At 67.4% G+C, this 20,548-nt stretch carries 13 protein-coding genes; 11 read left to right on the plus strand and 2 right to left on the minus strand.

The features are described from left to right. Positions 1 to 120: 120 nt before the first annotated feature. The 9 genes from DB354_RS04480 to DB354_RS04520 all read left to right on the plus strand — a co-directional run bounded on the left by DB354_RS04480 (position 121) and on the right by DB354_RS04520 (position 13,540). A complete protein-coding gene (locus DB354_RS04480; protein WP_107834236.1) occupies positions 121 to 1,863 on the plus strand; it encodes a right-handed parallel beta-helix repeat-containing protein in 1,743 nt (580 codons plus the stop codon). Positions 1,864 to 1,878: 15 nt separating this feature from the next. Next, entirely contained in the window at positions 1,879 to 3,180 is a 1,302-nt protein-coding gene (locus DB354_RS04485) for a glycoside hydrolase family 88 protein (protein WP_107834237.1), read from the plus strand. Between the two features lie 49 nt (positions 3,181 to 3,229). Beyond that, positions 3,230 to 5,311, plus strand: a complete 2,082-nt coding sequence (locus DB354_RS04490) for a Sip1-related alpha-galactosidase (RefSeq protein ID WP_107834238.1) — start codon at positions 3,230 to 3,232, stop codon at positions 5,309 to 5,311. Then, positions 5,308 to 6,006, plus strand: coding sequence for a hypothetical protein (locus tag DB354_RS04495; protein WP_107834239.1), 699 nt, complete (start codon positions 5,308 to 5,310; stop codon positions 6,004 to 6,006). Before DB354_RS04490 ends, DB354_RS04495 begins: the two co-directional genes overlap by 4 nt. After that, entirely contained in the window at positions 6,003 to 7,553 is a 1,551-nt protein-coding gene (locus DB354_RS04500) for a sulfatase (RefSeq protein ID WP_107834240.1), read from the plus strand. Before DB354_RS04495 ends, DB354_RS04500 begins: the two co-directional genes overlap by 4 nt. 33 nt (positions 7,554 to 7,586) lie before the next feature. Further along, positions 7,587 to 9,395: a hypothetical protein gene (locus tag DB354_RS04505; RefSeq protein WP_107834241.1), complete on the plus strand. Its 1,809-nt coding sequence runs from the start codon at positions 7,587 to 7,589 to the stop codon at positions 9,393 to 9,395. Between the two features lie 6 nt (positions 9,396 to 9,401). Next, positions 9,402 to 10,871 carry a sulfatase gene (locus DB354_RS04510; protein WP_107834242.1) on the plus strand — a complete coding sequence of 490 codons (1,470 nt, stop codon included), beginning with the start codon at positions 9,402 to 9,404 and terminating at the stop codon, positions 10,869 to 10,871. A gap of 75 nt (positions 10,872 to 10,946) precedes the next feature. After that, positions 10,947 to 12,935, plus strand: a complete 1,989-nt coding sequence (locus DB354_RS04515; RefSeq protein WP_107834243.1) for a glycoside hydrolase family 97 protein — start codon at positions 10,947 to 10,949, stop codon at positions 12,933 to 12,935. A 77-nt stretch (positions 12,936 to 13,012) separates the two neighbouring features. Then, positions 13,013 to 13,540, plus strand: coding sequence for a lysozyme inhibitor LprI family protein (locus tag DB354_RS04520; RefSeq protein WP_107834244.1), 528 nt, complete (start codon positions 13,013 to 13,015; stop codon positions 13,538 to 13,540). A 104-nt stretch (positions 13,541 to 13,644) separates the two neighbouring features. Here DB354_RS04520 and DB354_RS04525 read toward each other — a convergent pair whose 3' ends face one another. After that, positions 13,645 to 14,676, minus strand: coding sequence for a MerR family transcriptional regulator (locus tag DB354_RS04525; RefSeq protein ID WP_107834245.1), 1,032 nt, complete (start codon positions 14,674 to 14,676; stop codon positions 13,645 to 13,647). A 238-nt stretch (positions 14,677 to 14,914) separates the two neighbouring features. Between DB354_RS04525 and DB354_RS04530 the strand changes: the two genes are divergently transcribed. Continuing rightward, positions 14,915 to 15,409 carry a fasciclin domain-containing protein gene (locus DB354_RS04530; protein ID WP_107834246.1) on the plus strand — a complete coding sequence of 165 codons (495 nt, stop codon included), beginning with the start codon at positions 14,915 to 14,917 and terminating at the stop codon, positions 15,407 to 15,409. Positions 15,410 to 16,517: 1,108 nt separating this feature from the next. On the opposite strand, the gene DB354_RS04535 is transcribed toward DB354_RS04530, so the two are convergent. Next, positions 16,518 to 17,444 (minus strand): hypothetical protein, encoded by a 927-nt coding sequence (locus DB354_RS04535; protein ID WP_107834247.1) that lies wholly within the window; start codon positions 17,442 to 17,444, stop codon positions 16,518 to 16,520. Between the two features lie 818 nt (positions 17,445 to 18,262). Here DB354_RS04535 and DB354_RS04540 point away from each other — a divergent pair. After that, positions 18,263 to 19,777, plus strand: coding sequence for a phospholipase D-like domain-containing protein (locus DB354_RS04540; RefSeq protein WP_107834363.1), 1,515 nt, complete (start codon positions 18,263 to 18,265; stop codon positions 19,775 to 19,777). Positions 19,778 to 20,548 lie beyond the last annotated feature (771 nt).

Genomic DNA, 20,548 nt, shown 5'->3' on the forward strand with positions numbered 1-20,548 from the left:
GGTAAAACCGCGCGCGGTGCGGTCGCAGGGCAACGGCTTGCACCGGCACCGGCTTTTGTTGCGCCGCGGATTGCGCCTTTGTCCGTGGCGCCCCGGCGCCATCCCCTTCCGCCCCTCATCATGTTCCCCCGCTGCCTGCGTTCCTCCGCCCCTTTGCTGTTCGCCCCGCTCGCGCTCGCGCTGGGCAGCGTGACGCCTCGCGCCTACGCCGCCGGGCCGCAGATCGTGCCCACGTTTCACTGCCTGAGTGTGTACTGGAAACCCGATACACCACCTGCCGACCCGGCCGGCTGCGCGCTCGCGTATCGGATCGCCGGCACGGACACCTGGCACGCCGCGCTGCCCCTCTGGTTCGACGCCACTGATCATCCGGGCGTGCCCGAACACTCCCGCGAATACCGTGGCAGCCTCGTCAACCTGCGGCCGGGTACGAGCTACGAGGTAAGGCTCACGCCGGCCGGCGGCCCGCCGGTCGTGGTGCCGGCGCGCACCTGGGAGGAGCAGTTCAAGGTGAAGGCCCGGCACGTCCTCCCGCCCGGTACGCACGGGGCGCCCCTCGTCATCACCGAGGGCGGTTCGCCCGCCGAAGGCTACGTCCTGTACGAGGCCGCCCCCGGCACCGTGGCGGCATGGGACGTGGCGGACACTGCCGACGCCGCCATCGAGGTCCGCGCATCGCATGTGATCCTCCGCGGCGCGATCATCCGCGGCGCGCGCCGCCACGGCATCGTGCTCGGCGACGTCACCGATGTCGTCATCGAGGCGTGCGACATCTCGGGCTGGGGCACGAACAAGCGCGAGGGCGCGGCCAAGTTTGGCCAGAACTATCACGCCGGGATCTACTCGGAATCACGCCAGCTCGCCCGCGTCGTGGTTCAGCGCTGCCGGATTCATCATCCCCGTTCCGCCGCCAACAGCTGGGGAGCGAAGGGCGAACCGGACACGGTGGAGAACGGCCATCCGCAGGGGCCGCAGGGCATCGTGTTCGGCGAGTCCGCCGGCAATCACGTCCTCCGCTACAACGAGATCTATTCGGACGAGGAGCACGGGTTCAACGATGGCATGGGGGCCTGGGAAAACCGCGGCTTCGCCGGGTTTCCCAACCGCGACTCCGACATCTACGGCAACCGCATCGCGAATGTCTGGGACGACGGCATCGAGGCCGAAGGTGCGGACATGAACGTGCGGATCTGGGGCAACTTCATCGACCAGACCTTCATGGCGTTCGGCCTGGCCAGCACATCGCTCGGCCCGTTGTACGTGTTCCGCAACGTCTCCGGGCTCACCCGGCGCGATCCTCCCGACGCCCGCGACCCACGCGGTCCCTATCCGCACGGCGGCGGCATGTTCAAGCTCGGGGCGCCGGCCCGGTTCGAGCACTTCGTCAACGGCCGCGTGTACCTCTTCCATAACACGATCGGCCAGCCGCTGCATGCAGGGCAGCGCGCCGGGGCCATGCACGGCATCTTCGTCACCGAGTCCAAGCTCCTGCTCCGTCAGGTCGTCGCGCGGAACAACCTCCTCGACGTGCGCCTGCCGAAGAATGACGCGATCAAGGATCCGCCGCACAACCTGACGAACGACTACGACCATGACCTGCTCACCGGCGTGATCGAGGGACGCGCCGGGTATGAGGCGCACGGCATTCTCGCTGCGCCCCGCTACACCGCGGCCACGGTTCTCCCCGCCGGAGCCGCCCCGCTCGCTGCCGGGTCGCCGGGCCAAGGCGCGGCCGAGCCGCTTCCCGGTTTCAACGATGGCTTTACCACGGCCCCCGACGTGGGCGCCGCCCAAACCGGCGCTGCCACGCTGCGCTTCGGCGTCGAAGCCGACTGGAACAGCTGGGTCCAGGCAGCGCGCTGATTTCTCTCTTTCCCCATGCCGACCCCTCCCCGGCTCCTTGCCCATCTGTCCCCGCGCTCCTGCGCCCTCGTCTTCGTCCTTGCCGCGGCCGTGGCGGCACCGGCGGCCGAGCCGGATCCGGTCGCCCTCGCCCGCGAGACCGTGGCCCGCGTGTCACGGCACCAACCGGCGCAGTTTGGGCCGGTCCGCGACGGCGACTATGCTGCCGTTCGCAGCGTGGCGGAGGTCCGGTCTGCGCGGCCGCCGACCGGCCTGGGCTGGAACTACTCCTGGGGGGTCACGCTTTACGGGGTCCTCCGGGCATCCGAGACGCTCGGCGACCCGGCGCTCGGGAAGTGGGTTGCCGCGCATAATCAGGCAGTCGCGCGCTATCTCGCCTGGATCGAGCCCGTGGAGCGGGAGGCCGGGGCCAGTCGCGAGTGGCAGACCTTTATCGAGGCCCGCGACGTTCCGGCCGGCGGCCTCCTGCGCCTCGGCAATCTCGACAACTGCGGGGCAATGGGCGCGCAGATTCTGGAGAACCTCCTCCGCCATCCCCAGGACGTGACGCCGGCCGACCGCCGCCTTGTGGCGCGCATCGCGGAATGGATCGTCCATCGCCAGGAACGCCTGGAGGACGGCACGTTCTGGCGACCGGCCATGACGGACGAAGACAAGCTTTGGCCGCTGGGCACGATCTGGGCGGACGATCTCTATATGTCGTGCCCGTTCCTCGTCCGCTACGCGGCGTTCACGGGCAAGCCGCAGCACCGCACCGACGCCGCGCGGCAGATTCTGAACATGGCGGCACGCCTGCAGGACGCCGACGGCGTGTGGTTCCACGGCTACAGCGTGGTGCGCCGCGAGGCTTCGCCGTTCAAATGGGGACGGGCCAACGGCTGGGCCATGGTCGCAACCGTGGAGACCTTGTCGGCGCTGCCCGAGGATCATCCCGCGCGCGCGGACCTGCTGGCGGTCTTTCGTCGCCACGCCGCGGGCATCGCGCGGCTGCAGGGGGAGAGCGGCTGCTGGCGCCAGATCCTCGATCGGCCCGAGACTTGGGAGGAAACCTCGTGCACGGCGATGTTCGCCTACTGCTTCGCCCGCGGCGCGCACCGCGGGTGGCTGCCCCCGGAGTATCGCCGGGCCGCCGAGCGGGCGTACGCCAGCATCGCGCGCACGAAGGTCACGCCGGCGGGCGCCGTCAACGGCACCGGCGAAGGCACGGGCATCAGCCTCAAGCTCGACTACTACCTCAATCGCCGCCGGCCCGACGACGACCTGCACGGGCGCGGCGCCGTGCTCCTCGCCGGCTGTGAATTGATCCAGCCGAAATAGCCGGCCGCCGATCAACGCTCCGCCCCAGCCCTCACCACTCTTTTCGCGTATGCTCGAGCTTTCCAACGTCCCCCCGCCCTCGGCTCAAGTCGATGTCCCCTTGGGGACGCTCGACGGCGGGATTCTCCAGCTGGAGCACACCCGGGTCCTGGCCCAGGTGCCGCCAACGTTTGCCGTCGAGCCCGACCCGCTCGGGGTCGGCGTCTTCCTTCAGGTCACCTGGCCGGCGCCGCGGGCCACGCTGGAGTGCCCGCTTGGGCAACTCGTCGGCCTGCAGCGCTTCACCAGTGGAGCGCGCAACGCCCCGTTCTGGGTCGCACCCGTCGTCGGCACCGCGACGAGCCAAGTGCAACGGGAGACGCTCTGGGTGCTCGCCCAGGTCGGCCCCCAGCGTTTCGTGCTTGTGGTGCCACTGCTCGGCCCGACGACGCGGTATTCGCTCGCCGGAGACGAAACCGGCCTGCGCCTGGTGGCCGACACCGGCGACGAGGCGGTGCCGGTCGACCACGGCACCGCCGTATTCATTGCCATGGGACGCGACCCGTACGCGCTCACCGCCGCGGCGGCGCGCGCCGTCACCCACCGGCTCGGCGCCGGCCGGCTGCGCCTGGAGAAGCCGCTGCCCGACTTCATCGACGACTTCGGCTGGTGCACCTGGGACGCGTTCTACCAGGACGTCTCCAGTGAAAAGGTGCTTGCCGGGCTCGCCTCCTTTGCGGCCGGCGGCGTGCAACCGCGCTTTCTCCTCCTGGATGATGGCTGGCAGACCGTGGCAAAGCCGCCGGAGGGGGCCGAACGATTGTCGGGGTTCGCCAGCAACGACCGTTTTCCCGAGGGGCTGGCGGCCCTGGTCAACGCGACCAAGACACGCTTCGGCATCAAACGCCTGCTGGTCTGGCACGCGCTGCTGGGATACTGGGGCGGCGTGGCGGACGCCGCGCTGCCGGGTTACGGCACGCGGGATGTGACGCGGTCCTTCCCGGCCGGCGTGCCCCGCACCAAGCACGACTGGGATGTCGCGCCGTGGGGCGCGACCGCCGGCGTGCCGGCGGCCAGCGAGATCGGCCGGTTCTTCGACGACTACCATCGGTCAATCGCCGCGCAGGGCGTCGACGGCGTGAAGGTCGACAACCAGGCGACGCTGGAAGCGGTATCGACCGGCCAGGGCGGACGCGTCGTGCTGGCGCGCGCCTACCGCGAAGGGCTCGAGCGCTCGGTGCACACGCATTTCGACGGGCGGCTCATCAACTGCATGTCGGTGACCTCGGAGGGTGTATACCTGATGCGCCACAGCGTGCTGATGCGGACCTCGGACGATTTCTGGCCGCAGCGGCCGGACGCGCACGGCCACCACCTGTTCACGAACGCCCAGGTGGCGCTCTGGTTCGGGGAGTTCGTCCTGCCCGATTGGGACATGTTTCAGTCCGGGCATCCGGCGGGCGCCTACCACGCCGCGGCCCGCGCCGTCGCCGGCGGTCCCATCTATGTTTCCGACAAGCCCGGAGCGCACGATTTTGAGCTGCTGCGCAAGCTGGTGCTTTCCGATGGGAGTGTGCTCCGCCCCGACTCCATTGCCCGTCCCTCACCCGACTGCCTGTTTGCCGATCCCACGCGCGAGCCCGTCCTGTTGAAGGTCTTCAACACGAACCGGGACTGCGGCGTCGTCGGGGTCTTCAACGCGCAATATCACGCATCGGGAACGCGGCCGCCGATCACCGGAACCGTCGGCATTGCCGACGTGCCCACCCTCGCAGCGGGCCCGTGCGCGGCCTTCGTGCACCGCGCGAACCGCGTCTGCCGGATCGATTCCGCCGACTCGATTCCGGTCGCCCTCGCCGAAGGTGAATGGGAGCTCGTCTCGCTGGCCCCGGTGGAAAACGCCTTCGCCGCCCTCGGCCTCGCCGACAAATTGAACAGCACCGGCGCGATCGTGCGGCGCGAATGGCGCGGCGCCACCGAAGTGCGCGTGCAACTGCGTGAGGGCGGACGCTTCCTGGGCTGGAGCGCGCAGGAACCCGCCGCGGTGTTCTGCGACGGCAGGCCGGTCTCCTGGCAGCACGGAGCCGCGGGCCGGCTGGAGATCGCGCTGCCCTGCGGCGGTCCGCGAACCCTGATCCTGCAGTGGCGATGACGGCGACACCCGCGGCGCCCGCTTCGGGCCGGTGGAAGCGCACGTTGCTGTGCGCCACCGTCATCCTCGCGGGTCTCGGGGTGGGCTTTGTCGCGCGGTGGGCAAACGCCGATCTGTCGCGCGAGCTCACGCCGCCCAGCGGGGCCGCGCTGCCGACCAATGCCTGGGTCGAAGTGCGCCGCGGAGGGGCCGTTGCATTTCCGTCGCGCGACCGGCACGTAATCATCGCCGAGTCGGATTTCGACGCGGAACTCAACGGGGCGAAACGCGCGCTGCGGCGCGGCGACGTCGTGCTCATCACTCCTGGCCAGCGATGGCAGGCACCGGCGCGCGCGGCGTATCTCGACGTGCGGATCCCCTCCAGTCACCCCCCCGGCCGGGCGGCACCGCATCCGATTGCCCCGGTGAAGAACGTACTGCGGTCCACCGCGCCAGACTTCTTCGTCTACGAGGAGCAGCTCCTGCCGGGCGATTCCCGACCCGCCCACACCCATGCCACGCGGCTCGTCGTGGTGATCAATGCCACCGAGCTGCGGGCAACCAGCGGGCAGGTGTATGCCCAGGTTCCCGGCACCGTGAAATTCATCACCGAGCCGGCGATCCACGAGGCGCTCACCAACATCGGGCCGTTGCCACTGCGTAACATCGTAATCGAGTTCCCGCCGGCTACGTCACTTTCTCCCACCACCCCATGATTCGTTGCTTCCCCTCCCTGCCGCGCCGGCGGCATATCCTGCCCGCGCTGGCGCTGCTGTTCGCTTTCACCCTGGCGCGCGCCCTGGCGGCGCCTCCCGGCGCCCGGCCCAACGTCCTCATTGCGATTAGCGACGACCAAAGCTGGCCCCATGCCTCGGCCTACGGCTGCAAACAGGTGCAGACGCCCGCCTTCGATCGCGTCGCATCCCGGGGCACCTTGTTTCGCAACGCGATCTGCCCGTCGCCGGGCTGTTCGCCGTCGCGCGCGGCGCTCCTGACCGGGATGCACCCGTGGATGCTCGAGCAGGCCGGCACCCACGCCAGTTCCTTCCCGCGGAAATTCGAGACCTTTCCCGACACGCTGGCCCAGCACGGCTACTTCGTCGGCATGACGGGCAAGGGCTGGGGCCCCGGGAGCTGGAAGGCCAGCGGGCGGACGCACAACCCGGCGGGACCGGAGTTCCAGCAGCGGAAGGTCGCGCAGCGTCCGTCCGATGCGATCAGCGAAATCGACTATGCCGCCAATTTTGCGGCGTTTCTGTCCGCGCGGCCGAAGGACCAGCCTTTCTGCTTCTGGTACGGTGCGCAGGAGCCGCACCGTAAATACGATCCGGGCTCCGGCGTGCGCGCCGGCAAGAACCTGGCGGAGATTCCGGTGCCGCCCTTTCTCCCCGACACCCCCGCGGTGCGGTCGGACATCGCGGACTACCTCGCCGAGGTCGAGTGGTTCGATGCGCAGCTCGCGAAGATGCTGCGCCTGCTGGAGGAAAGGGGGGAATTGGAGAACACCCTCGTGATCGTGACGTCGGACAACGGCATGCCTTTCCCACGCGCCAAGGCCAACGCCTACGAGTACGGCATTCACGTGCCCCTGGCGATCAGCTGGCCCGCGCGATTCGTGCAAGGCCGGCAGGAGGACGCCGTCATGCCGTTCGTCGACCTGACGGCCACGGTGCTCGACGCCGCGGGCGTCGCCCCGGCCGCCGGCAACACGCCGGTCGGCACGAGCTGGCTGCCGTGGCTGGCGCGCAACGGCCCGGCGCCGCAACGCCATGCGTTCGCCTCGCGCGAACGCCACTCCTCCTCGCGATTCGAGAATCACGGCTACCCCCAACGCGCCGTGCGCACCGAGCACTATCTCTATCTCCGGAACCTCCATCCCGATTGGTGGCCGGCCGGCGATCCGCAGGAGTACAACGACAACGGCGAGCTGGGCAAAATGGGCGGCTCGTATCACGACATCGACCCCGGACCGACGTTGGAGTCGCTGCGGGCCGAGGGCGTCGATGCGACCCTGCAACGCTACCTGCACCTCGCCGTCGACAAACGCCCGCTCGAGGAATTGTACGACATCACCGCCGACCCGGGATGCTTGCACAACCTGGCCGGCGATCCGCAGCACGCCGCCGTATTGGAACAGTTGCGAGCTGAGCTGCTGGCCGAAATGAAGCGCACCGGCGACTCACGCCTCGGCCGCGACCCGGAGGTGTGGGAGACGTACGAACGTTTCGAGGGCAAGAATCGCCGTTTTCCGCCGAGCCCGTAACCGGCCGACGCCATTTCCGAACGCTGCGAGCCCATGGTTTCCATCGATTACGTCGTCATCGGCGCGGCCGTCATGCTGCTGCTGGTTGCAGGCTTCTTTTCGGCCCGGCGGGCAGGCCGCAACTCCTCGGAGTTCATCCTGGGAGGCCGCACCCTGCCGTGGTGGCTCGGCGGCGCGGCCATGGTGGCGGGCGCAACCAGTTGCGACAGTCCCCTCCATCAGAGCGCGAAAATCCGGCGCGAGGGCCTGGGCGGCGCCTGGTTCTACTGGTCGCAGGTGCTCGCGGTCGTTTGGCACTCGCTGGTGTTCTCGCGGCTCTGGCGCCGCACCGGCGTGAACACCGTCGTCGAGTTCTACCACATCCGATATCACGGGCGCGGCGGGCAGCTCGGACGCATTTGGTCGATGGTCTTTGCCACGCTGCTCGGCAGCACCATCAGCCTCGCGCTCGGCCTGCTGGCGATGATCAAGATCTGCCGGGTCCTGCTCGACCTGCAGCAGCCGGTGCCGCTGTTCGGGATGCAGGTTTCGCCCGAGCTGCTGATCGTCACCGGCGCGCTCGCTCTTGCCCTCAGCTACTCTGTGACCTCGGGGCTGCGGGGCGTGGTGGCCGGCGACCTGGTCGAGTTCCTGATCGTGATTCTCTGCTCGTACGTGCTGATGTTTTTCGTGCTGCGCGAGGTCGGCTATGGTTCCGGACTGCGCGAGGCGTTCGCCGCGGAGGGCCGGGCCCGGCTGCTCTCGATCGCGCCGCAGACCGGCATCTCCCTGCTGGTCTTCTTCCTCATCCAGCCGCTCGCCAGCGTGGCGGGCGACAACGGGCTCAACCAGCGCTTCCTCGCCATCAAGGATGAGCGCCAGGCCGTCTTCTCGGGCCTGTGGCGCATGGTCACGCACTACTTTGTGCGCGCCTGGCCCTGGTATGTCTGCGGGCTCGCCTCGCTCGTGCTCCTCGCCGATGTCTCGCTGCCGAGCGAGCTGGCCTACCCGCACCTGATCAAGACCTACATGCCGGCCGGCTGGCGCGGGCTGATGTTCGCCGGCTTCCTGGTCGCGTTCATGAGCTGCGTCGGCAATGCGCTGCACAACGCCGGGGTCGTCTTCGTGAACGATTTCTACCGGCCGTTCGTGGTGAAGGACGCCTCCGAGCGCCATTACGTGTGGGCGATCCGCGCCACCATGCTGGTGACCGCGATCGTCGGCACCTGGATCGCCCTGGCGTCGGACCAGATCCTGCGGCTGCTGCAGATCGCGATCACGATCGTGGGCGCGAGCGGGCTCGTGATGCTCCTCCGCTGGTTCTGGTGGCGCGTGAACGGATGGGCCGATCTGGCGGCTCAGGTCCTCGCGCTCCCGGTCACGTTGCTCTTCACCTCCGGGCCCGGCGGGGTCTGGATCCAGCGCGCGGGCGCGGCGCTCGGCGCGCACACCGCCGACGACACGTACGGGCTCACCTTCATCGCCACGCTGGTGACGACCACCGCGCTCTGGCTCGTCGTCATGGCGCTGACCCGGCCCGAACCGTTCGCCACGCTCGAGGCCTTCTACCGGCGCGTGCGCCCCTACGGCTGGTGGGGGCCGGTCGCCCGTCGCTGCCCCGACGTCACGATCCAGGACCGGTTCGCCCGCGATCTCGTGCGCTACGTCGCCGGCCTGGTGGTCGCGGGGGCGCTGTTGTTCGGCTTCGGCGCGATGCTGCTCGGTTCTCCCTGGCTCGGCACTTCCCTCTGCGCCGGAGCTACGATCCCCGCCCTGTGGCTCATCAAGTCCATCGAACGCGAATACCGCACCCCCACGGTCACGCCGACGCCAACACCGGCCGACTCCACCCCCCTTTCCTGATTCACCATGCGCCTCGCCCACGTTCTTCGTCGCAGCTTCCTCCTGCTGGCCCTCCCGGCGCCGTTTGCGCTCGCCGCCCCCGCCACCGCCCCGGCCGCCATCCCGCCGACCCCGCCGGCCGCAGCCGCCGCGCGCCCGAACATTCTGTTCATCTCGGTGGACGATCTGCGCGACTGGACCGGCTATCTCGGCCACAATCGCCAGGCCAAGACGCCCAACATCGACCGGCTGGCGCGCCAGGGCACGGTCTTCACCCGCGCGTATTGCGCCTCGCCGAGCTGCAACCCGTCGCGCGCCGCGCTGATGTCCGGCCTCCGGCCCAACACGAGCGGGGTGTACGAAAACAACAACGACTGGCGGCGGGTCATCTCGGAGGACAAGATGCTGACAACGACGCTGCGCCGGGCGGGCTATTACGTGTGCGGCGCGGGCAAGATCTATCACGAGTACTACCCGCGCCGGAGTGAGTGGGATGATTACCTCGAGAAGGAAGGCGGCCTGCCCGCGGTGCCGCCCGGCGTGAGCACGGGCATCGGCGGAATCAGGTTCGCCCCGCTGGACTGCCGCGACGACGAGCTGAACGATTACCACATCACGGACTACGGCATCGAGGAGCTGAAGAAGCCCCACGACAAACCCTTCTTCCTGGCGATCGGCCTGCACAAGCCGCACATGCCGTGGAACGTGCCGCGGAAGTATTACGACCTGTTCCCCCTGGATGAGATCGAACTGCCACCGTACCTCGAGTCGGACCTCGACGACATCCCGCCGGCGGGCGTGCGGATGGCGCAGCCCGAGGGCGATCATGCGCGCGTGCAGAAGTCAGGCCGCTGGAAGGAGGCCGTGCGCGGTTACCTGGCCGCAACTGCGTACACCGACATGAACATCGGCCGGCTGCTCGAGGCGCTGGAGAAGTCGCCCTATGCCGCCAACACCATCGTGTGCCTGTGGGGCGACCACGGCTGGCACCTGGGCGAGAAGCACCATTGGCGGAAATTCGCCCTGTGGGAGGAGGCCACGCGCACACCGTTGATCTGGCTCGTGCCGGGCCTGACCAAGCCGGGCAGCGTGTGCGATCGCCCCGTCGACCTGATGTCCCTCTATCCCACCCTCACCGATCTTTGCGGCATTCCCACGCCCGCCCACCTCGAGGGGCGCAGCGTGAAGCCGCTCCTCGCCGATCCGCACGCGGCCTGGGACACCCCCGCCCTCATCACGTACCAGTACAACAACCACGCCGTGCGCAACGACGGCTGGCGCTACATCCGTTACGCCAACGGCGACGAGGAGCTCTACGACGAGCATGCGGACGTGAACGAATGGAAGAACCTCGCAACCGATCCCGCGCAGCGGGCCCGGATGGAGCAGCTCCGGGCCTTCATCCCCACCCGGAATGCGCCGAATATCGGCGGTCCGCCGCAGCAGGGCGCCGAGGATTTCGGCGACCGCAAGCAGCCGAAGGCGCGGCAACAGTAAATCCGGGCGTGCACGGGGCGCCGCCAACGACTGACCGGCGCGGGCGCCCTGCCCCCTCGCAACCCCCTTTGCCCCATGAAGCGAATCTCCCGCATCGCCGGGCTTTGCGCCCTGTTGCTCGCTGCTCCCGTCTTCGCCGCATCGGAACCGCCGCCCTTGAGCCTGGAGTCTCCGGATGGACAGATCGAGGTACAGCTCCACGCCACCGATCGGCTGCGGTACGACGTGATCGTCAACCACGTGCCCGTGCTGCAGCGCGCGACGCTTTCGCTGCAGCTGGAAGGCGTGACGTTCGGCGTGCAGCCGACCGTCGGGGCCGTGGCGCGCCGGAGCTTCGCCGGCACGGTCAACCCGCCGGTCCGGCAGAAGGCCGCCGTGCTGCCGGAGCGTTACAACGAGCTGCGCGTGCCGGTGCACGCCTCCGCGTGCGTCGTGTTCCGCGCCTACAACGAAGGGGTGGCCTACCGCTGGGAAACAACCCTGCCGCAGCGCGAGATCAAGGTCCTCGCCGAGGAGGCGGCGTTCAATTTTGCCGCCGACGCCCCGGTGTACTTTCCCGAAGAGGCGAGCTTCTACTCCCACAACGAGCGGCTGTTCCAACCGCGGGCCATGGCCGACCTCACGCGGCACAACCTGGCGAGCATCCCCGCGGTCGTGGCCGCCCGCGGTGTGAAGATCATGATCACCGACGCCGACGTGGAGGACTACCCCGGGCTGTGGCTGCGGGGCACCGGTCGCGCCGGCCTCGCCGCGACGTTTCCGCCCGTGGCGCTGCAGGAGCGGCTGGAGGGCGATCGCGACCTTCGCGTCACCCAGTCGGCCGACTATATCGCCGTCACCCCTGGCACGCGCACCTATCCGTGGCGCGTGCTCGGGGTGGCCCAGCGCGACGGCGACATGCTGGTGAATCCGCTGGTTTACCTGCTCGCGTCACCGTCGCGCGTGACGGACACCGCGTGGATCAAACCGGGCAAGGTCGCCTGGGACTGGTGGAACGCGAACAACCTGGCGCACGTCGATTTCAAGGCCGGCATCAACACGCGCACCTACAAGGAGTACATTGATTTCGCCGCCGAGAATCACCTCGACTACATCATCCTCGACGAAGGCTGGTACCGGCTGGGCAACGTGCTCGCCGTCGTGCCCGAGATGAACGTCGAGGAACTGGTCGCCTACGGAAAACAGAAAGGCGTCGGGATCATCCTCTGGGTGGTGTGGAAAACACTGGCCGACCAGCTCCAGCCGGCGCTCGACCAGTTCAGCCGGTGGGGCGTGCGCGGGCTGAAGGTGGACTTCATGCAGCGGGACGATCAGGCGCTGATCCGGTTCTACCACGAAGTCTGTCGCGAGGCGGCCCAGCGTCACCTGCTGGTGGATTTCCATGGCGCGGTGCGTCCGGCGTCGATGACCCGCACCTGGCCAAACTTGATCTCCACCGAGGGCGTTCGCGGCCTCGAGTGGTGCAAGTGGAGCAGCTACACCGATCCCGAGCACGATGTGACCCTCCCGTTCACGCGGATGTTTGTCGGTCCGATGGACTACACCCCGGGGGCGATGCGCAACGCCGCGCGCAAGGAGTTCGCGCCGGCCTTTGACCGGCCGATGAGCCAGGGCACGCGGTGCCACCAGCTCGGGCTGTACGTCGTGTTTGAAAGCCCGCTGCAGATGCTCGCCGATTCGCCCACGCAGTACCGTCGCGAGCCGGAAACGATGTCCTTCTTGGGCGCCGTGCCGACCGTGTGGGACGAAACCCGCGTGCTCGATGCGCGCCTGGGCGACTACGTCGTCTTGGCGCGCCGGAGCGGCGACACGTGGTTTGTCGGGGCCATCACCGACTGGAATCGGCGCGAGCTTGAGGTCGACCTCTCCTTCCTGCCCGCCGGACCGTTCGTGCTGACGCAATGGGCCGACGGGGTGAATGCCGACCGCTACGCCGAGGACTTCGTGCGATCGACGCAACGGGTCACGAACCAGACGCGCCTGCGGCTCCAACTGGCGGAAGGCGGCGGCTGGGCCGGGATCATCAAGCCGGAGCAGGCGGTCTCGGCAGGAACGCCGCGGTGAGCCGCGCCGTCTGAATCGCAGGAGAAGGTCGCCTAACCGGTTGTCAGAGACGCGCCCGCCGGGGCCTCAAAGGAGGCATGCAACCTTCTGCAACCGGGTTCCGCCGCTGGGCGCCGTGGATCATGTTCGTTGCCGGCGTGCTCGCCGGAGTCGGCGGGGCGGCGCTGCTGGCCCCCGAGCCGCCCGCGCCGCTGCTGGCGCCTGAGCTCGCCACTGATCCCATCAAACCCGGCCCGCTGGACCGGGCGTTTGCCGTCGAGATCGAGGGACGCGGGCCCGACACCGCGCTCGCCGAACTCTACCGCCAGTTCGAGGAGCGTTGGGAACGGGAGATGGAGGCCGCGGCGCAGACGCTGGCAGGCCGGCTCAACGCCGAGGACCGGGCGCTCCTGGTTCGCTCGCAGCGTTCGTGGCTTGCTTATCGCGACACCCAGAAGGCGCTGCACGAGATGATCTACACACCCGGCGCCCGACGGTCGCTGCCGACCATGTATTACGCGTTTCACGCGCGCCGCGACATGCTGACGGTGCGGGCGCGCGCGCTCGACCTGCGTGATCTGCAGGAAGCGCGGCAAACGCTGATCCTTGAACTAGCCATGCCGTGAACGCGTGCGGTCAGCCGCCGACCGCGATCCGACGCCGCTGACACCGCGGGGCTGGTCGTGAGACGGTCGTTCCCCCGCGCCCGAAAGGACGCCTCAGCGTTGCCTCAGCTCGCGGGCGCGCCCAGCGGCGTCGCGCCCGCCGCCGGCGTCGGCAGGCGAAGTTGATCCAGCGTCGACGCAAACTGCGCGAGGTCGGCCACGTGCAGCGCGCCGATCCGATCGAGCACAGGGCGATACGCCGGCGCCGCCTGGCCGCCCACGATGATCCGCACCTCCGGCGGCAGCAGATCGCGCAGCCGGCTCAGCTCCGGCTCCAGCCGCGGGTCGTCCGCCGGATACACTAGGCTGAGCGCCACGGCACGCGTGCGGTTCTGCCGCGCCGCTCCCGCGATCTCCGGCGCCGGCAGACTGGCACCCAGATACGTCACGTTCCAACCCAGGTTCGCCGCCACGGCCGCAACCAGCAGCGCGCCGAGTTCGTGCAACTGCCCCGCGGGCGTCGCCACCAGAAGCACCGGCTCGCTGCCGCCCGCCGCAAACCCGCGCGCCGCCTGCGCCAGGTACGTGCGCAGCACCGCGCTCGCGAAATGTTCGTGCGCGACCGTGATCCCGCCCGCGCGCCATTCCTCCCCGATCGCCTGCGCCAACGGCGCGACCACCCGCCGCAGCATGCCCTGCGCGCCCAGCGCCGTCTCCGCCCGCGTGAGCCCCTGCTCGAGCGCATGGGCGTCGAGCGCGCGCACCGCCGCCAGGCAGTCCTCGAGCAACTCCGCCGGGGTCGCGCCCGCCGTCGGCACAGCCACCGATCGCGCCGCGCCGCCGCCGCCCGCCAACGCCGCGGTCGCACCTGACGCCGCGGCGACAGAAGCCCCTCCGGCCGCGCCCGCTGCGGTTGCCAGCTCGCGCAGCTTCTCGGTCGGCTGCTTCGCCACAAAACCGATGCTCTGGCCCGCCCGCGTCAGATCGCGCAACAGCACCAGCCGCTCGATCTGTTCATCGCTGTAGAGCCGGCGGTTCGTGGCCGTGCGGCCCGGCTCGACCGCGCCATACCGCTTCTCCCAGATCCGGATCACATGGGCACTCAGGCCCGTGCGGCGAACCACCACTTGGATCGGATGCTGAAACTCGGCGCTCATGTTAGACACCGCTTAGACAGTTCGATCCGATTGGCAACCAGAGTTTTTGGATAAGGGCCTCACATTGGGATTTGTCCACATCTAGATTGCTCTTTAACAACCGGTAAGGGACATAACCGACAAATCTTAGACAATCCCTTGACAGCGCGCCCTATCTTAGACACGGTGTCTACGTTGATAGCAAACAGGTCGGCCCCACGGTCGGCCTCCATCTCCACTAACCTCCATCGTTCCCACCATGAAATCCCTCCTCACCCTTGCCCTTGCTTCCGCCCTCGCGACGTCGGTCATCGCCGGCAGCGCTTCCTACGCCTCGGCCACGTCGGCCAGGGACATCGTCGCCGTCGCCTCCAGCGCCGGCAGCTTCAACACGCTGGTCGCGGCCGTGAAGGCCGCCGGGCTGGTTGAAACCCTCCAGGGCAAGGGCCCGTTCACCGTGTTCGCGCCGACCGACGAAGCCTTCGCGAAGCTGCCGGCAGGCACGGTCGAGTCGCTGCTCAAGCCCGAGAACAAGGATAAGCTCGTCGCGATCCTGACCTATCACGTCATCCCGGGCAAAGTCATGGCCGCCGACGTGAAGACCTCCCGCGCGAAGACGGTCAACGGCCAGGAGCTGGCGCTCACGGTCGGTGCTGACGGCATCCGCGTGAACGACGCCCGCGTGATCGGCACCGACGTCGCCGCGAGCAACGGCGTGATCCACGTGATCGATACCGTCGTACTCCCGCAGTAACCCGCACCCTCCCTGTCTCCCACCTCCACCCCCGGCTCCGCGCGTCGCCCGCGCGGACCGGGGTTTTCCTTTACTATATACAGATTCAAGGCAGGGGTTGGCCACAAAGAGGCACCAAAAGACACGATAAAATACACCCAGGCGTTTTCTACAGGAGGCAGCAGAGATCGCAGAGGTTCGAGCCGGGGTCGGATTGGGCTCCTGATAGAACCCTCTGCGGCCTCTGCGAGCTCCTGTTGATGATTGGAGCATTCGAACCACCAAACTCCAAGGCAGCCTCACAGGAGATAAGGGAGGGAACAGAGGAACGGCTCCTGTATTAACCCTCCGTTGCCTTTATTGCCTCCTGTAAGACGGATGGTGTATCATCTTTGTGCCTCTTCGTGCCTTTTCGTGGCTATACGCATCCTGCCGAATCGGTGATATCTGAGGTTAAAAGCCGATATCTATATATTCACCACAGATGACTCGGATAAAGGCAGGATACGACGGAGTTGTAACAAGGCAGGATTGGCCACGAAGAGGCACGAAAAAGCACCAAAACAAGGCAGGTTTGAACAGGATGACGCGGCGCCAAGGGCGCCGGGTTTGAGGTCATAAAGTTTCAGGTGCTAAGGTTCGGGTTCTCGTGATCGAACCCTCTGCGGCCTCTGCGAGCTCCTATTGATGGCTTGAAGGATCGGGCCACCAAATTCCAAGCAGGTTTTACAGGATATAATGGAGGCAACAGAGGTTCGGCTCCTGTATTATACCTCCCTTGCCTCGGTTACCTCCTGTGAGGACGATTGCGTGTATCATCTTTGTGCCTCTTGGTGCCTTTTTGTGGCCACCACCACTCAGCCATATCCACGAAATCTGAGTAATCTGAGGTTAAATACAGATGATCTATTTACCTCAGATGAATCGGATGAAGGCAGGATAGGACGGAATTCCGCCAAGGCAGGGTTGGCCACTAAGAGGCACGAAGAAGCGCGAAAACAAGGCAGGTTTTACAGGCGGCTCCTGTACTAAACCTCCCTTGCCTCTGTTGCCTCCTGTAAGACGGATTGGGTGTATGATCTTTGCACCGCGTCCCCGTGCCGCCCAGATCAGGCTCCGCCCCGCTGCCTCAGTATCCGAGAAACTCGATGCCGCAGACGCTGCACACCAGCGCGTCGGCCCGGCGCTCGAAGTCGCGGATGCCCGCGCAGCGCCAGCAGAACCGCGGACCCGGTTCGCGCGTGAAGGCCTTCGCCGGGTGAGCACCTTCGTCTGATGCCGGAGGCTCCGCCACGCCGAGCACCACCGTTTGGGCGGCGTCAGGCCTGGGCCCGACACCAGCCGCGGGGTCGTCGTCGGAACCTTCGGCGTCATCGGGTCCGTCGTCCGCCAACACCGTCTTCGGCTCCGGAGGCGGCAGGGATGGCGTCGCCCCGAACGCCGGCACGGGCGGCCGCGCCGGCGCAGGTGTTTCGCGGCGCGCGTTAAACAGCCACCAGCGCGCGTAGTCGTCGGACACGAGCGCGTCCGCGAGCCGCCCCGCCGTGATGACGTCGTCGGGATCGGTCGGCACCGCCAATTGCATGGCCGATACGCCGGCCTCGCGCACGGGCTCAAGCAGGTCGGCGGGCGTGCGCTCGCTTGGCCGGATGAACAGCCGCAGCCGGCGTTCGCGCGCGATGACGAGCACCTCGGGCCGCTGCCCGCGCTCGATCACCGCGCTGGCCGAGTCGATCCGCACCGCCCGCGCCCGGCGCCTGCCGCCATGCGTTCCCCACCCGGGCACCAGGAGTTGCCGCACCTCGTTGAGGATCGCCGCCGCCGAGCGAACCAGGCCCGGCTCGCCGGTGTTGTGACACGCCTGTCCCGAGGCGTGGGCGAAGTGCGGCATGCGGACGAGGCCGCGGTTGCGGGCGACAAGTGGTGCGTGGCACTCCTCACAGACGCAGCCGCATGCGAGGCCGTTGGCGACGTCCTGCACATGGACCATGTCGGTGCCACGCAGGCCGAACACCAGCCCGCCTCGGTGATACACGATCTGGTCGCGGTTGATCATGGATCCGTGCCGCCACGTGCGGCGGCGCCGCCCACCAGAGCGCGCCCCCGCGCGCTTGGCAACCCAGGCAACGCCGATGCTACCCGCGGGGCATGTCGGCGCAGGGTTGTGCCAAGGCATGGTTGGCCACGAAGAGGCACCAAAAGGCACGAGAACAAGACCGCGACCCAGTCAGGGTTGAACAGGAGGGCGCGGCGCCAAGGGCGCCGGGGTTGAGGTTATAAAGTTTCAGGGGCTAAGGTTCTCTGGATCGGATCCTCTGCGGGCTCCTGTTGATGGTTTGGGATCGGGAGCCGCGGATTTCCAAGGCCGTCTCACAGGAGATAAGGGAGGCAACAGAGGAGCTCCTGCATTGTACCTCCCTTGCCTTTGTTACCTCCTGTAAGGCCGATTGGGCGGAGTTCTTCCACGGCAGGTTGGCCACGAAGAGGCACTAAGAGGCACGAGAACAAGGCGGCGTTGAACAGGAGAGCGCGGCGCGGGCGCTGATGCGCCGGGTTTAGGGTGATAGAGTTTAGGGGGTAAAGTTCGCGGGATCGGATTCTCTGCGGGCTCGGCGAGCTCCTGTGAAATGTTTGAGATCGGGAGCCGCGAATTTCCAAGGCAGGTTTCACAGGAGATAAGGGCGGCAACAGAGGAGCGGCTCCTGCATTGTACCTCCCTTGCCTCTGTTGCCTCCTGTAAGATGGATCGGGGGTTTGGTTTTCGTGCATCTTCGTGCCTTATCGTGGCCACCATCAATGCCGGTTCGGATGTGTTCTGAGTGGCTGCAGCGCGGGCTCGCGTTGGGGGCGGAGACTGCTCTCCTCGGCGGTGGCATGAATGAGACGCGCCCAAGCTCCGGTCCCGACGCAGCGGCGGGCCCGCGCGCGGGGGAGCCGGGAGGCCCGGCGCTGCCGGCGGTCCGCATCGATGATCGCATGCGCGCGCTCGCCGAACCGGCGTTCGCACGCAGCGCGGGCGCGCCGCTCATCCCCGGCAACGACGTGCGCCTCCTGCGCGACGCCGGCGAAAACTACCCCGCCTGGCTCGCAGCCATCGCCGGCGCGCGGCACCACATCCATTTCGAGAACTACATCCTGGCCGACGACACCATCGGCAACCGGTTCGCGGACGCGCTGATCGAGCGCGCGCGGGCCGGCGTCAGCGTGCGCGTGATCTACGACTGGCTCGGCGTTTTCCGCAAAGCCTCGCGCGCGTTCTGGGCGCGACTGCGCGCGGGCGGCGTCGAGGTCCGCGGCTACAATCCGCCGCGGCTCGAATCCCCGCTCGGCTGGGTGTCGCGCGATCACCGCAAGCTCCTCGTGGTCGATGGCGAGATCGGCTTCATCTCCGGGCTGTGTGTGGCCGACATGTGGACCGGCAACCCGGCCAGGAACATCGCGCCGTGGCGCGACACCGGCGTCACGATCCGCGGCCCGGCACTCGCCGACATGGAGCGGGCCTTTGCGCGCAACTGGGCAACGCTCGGCGCGCCGTTGCCCGACGGGGTCGTCCCCGCGTCCGATACGCCCGTGCCCGCGGCGGCCGGCAACGTGAGCCTGCGCATCGTGGCGAGCGATCCGACCACCTCGGGCACGTTCCGGCTCGACCAGCTCGTGGTCGCGTTTGCCCGGAAGCGCGTGTGGCTCACCGATGCCTACTACCTTGGCGCGCCGACGTACGTGCAGGCGCTGGTGACCTCCGCGCGCGACGGCGTCGACGTGCGCATGCTGTTCACGCGCGGTTCGGACATCCCGGTGATGAAGATGATGTCGCGCACCGGTTACCGGGCGTTGCTCGAAGCGGGGATCCGGATCTTCGAGTGGAACGGTTCGCTGCTGCACGCGAAGACGGCGGTGATCGACGGCCACTGGTCGCGCGTGGGCTCAACCAACCTCAATTTCGCGAGCTGGATGGGCAACTGTGAGCTCGACGCGGTGATTGAGGACGCGGGATTCGGGCAACAGATGGAGGCGATGTACCTCGACGATCTCAGCCATGCCACGGAGATCGTGCTGGAACAGCGCCGCCGGAAGCTGCGGAAGAGCCAGTCGCCCGCGGCGCTGACCTCCCGCGACCGCAAGGGCAGCGCGACGCGTGCGGCGGCTGGCGCGGTGCGCATCGGCAATGTCCTGGGCGCGGCGTTGACGAACCGGCGCGTGATTGAGCCGATCGAGTGTCGGCTGCTGGCGTGGACGGCGGTGGGGCTGCTCGGGTTTGCGGTCTTGTGCGTGCTGTTCCCGCGGGTCTTCGCGTATCCGACGGCGGCGTTGCTGGTGTGGGTCGCCGGGGCGCTGCTTTATCGGGCGGCAAAATTGGTGCGGCGCCGGCGACCGAAGAACGGAGGTTGAACAAGCCAGGGTTGGCCACGAAGAGGCACGAAGAGGCGCGAAAACAAGGCAGGGCTTGAACAGGCGAAGACAGGTTTCAGGTTGGAAAGTCGCAGGTTGAAAGGTTCTCGATCTGACTCGGATCGGAACCTCTGCGGGCTCGGCGAGCTCCTGTTGAATGTTTGAGGTTTCAAGCCACCAAACTCCAAGGCAGGTTTTACAGGAGGTAACGGAGGGAACAGAGGACCGAGCGCGGGAAGGGCTCGGGTTGTTGCCCGAACCCTCTGTTGCCTCTGTTGCCTCCTGTAAGGCGGATTGGATATTCTGATTTTTGAAACAGGAGAGAGCAGACTGTGTATTTAACCACAAATTGCTCTGATTAAATCCGGATATATGTAACCACGAAGGACACGAATATAGGGAATATAGGAACTGTGTTGGCACGAAAACAAGGCAGTGGAACAGGAGGCAGCAGAGGGCGAAGAGGGGCGGCGCAGATCGCGCCGGGGTTAAGGTTATAAGGTTTCGGGTGCTAAGGTTCTCCGGATCGGATCCTCTACGGGCTCTGCGAGCTCCTGTTAAGTGTTTGAGGTTTCAAGCCACCAAACTCCAAGGCAGGTTTTACAGGAGGTAACGGAGGAAACAGAGGAGCGAGCGGGGGCAGGGCTCGGATTGTTGCCCGAAACCTCTGTTGCCTCTGTTGCCTCCTGTAAGGCGGATTGGATATTCTGATTTTTGAAACAGGAGGGAGCAGACTGTGTATTTAACCACGGATTGCTCTGATTAAATCCG

This window comes from Opitutus sp. ER46 (assembly GCF_003054705.1).
Classification (GTDB): Bacteria; Verrucomicrobiota; Verrucomicrobiia; order Opitutales; family Opitutaceae; genus ER46.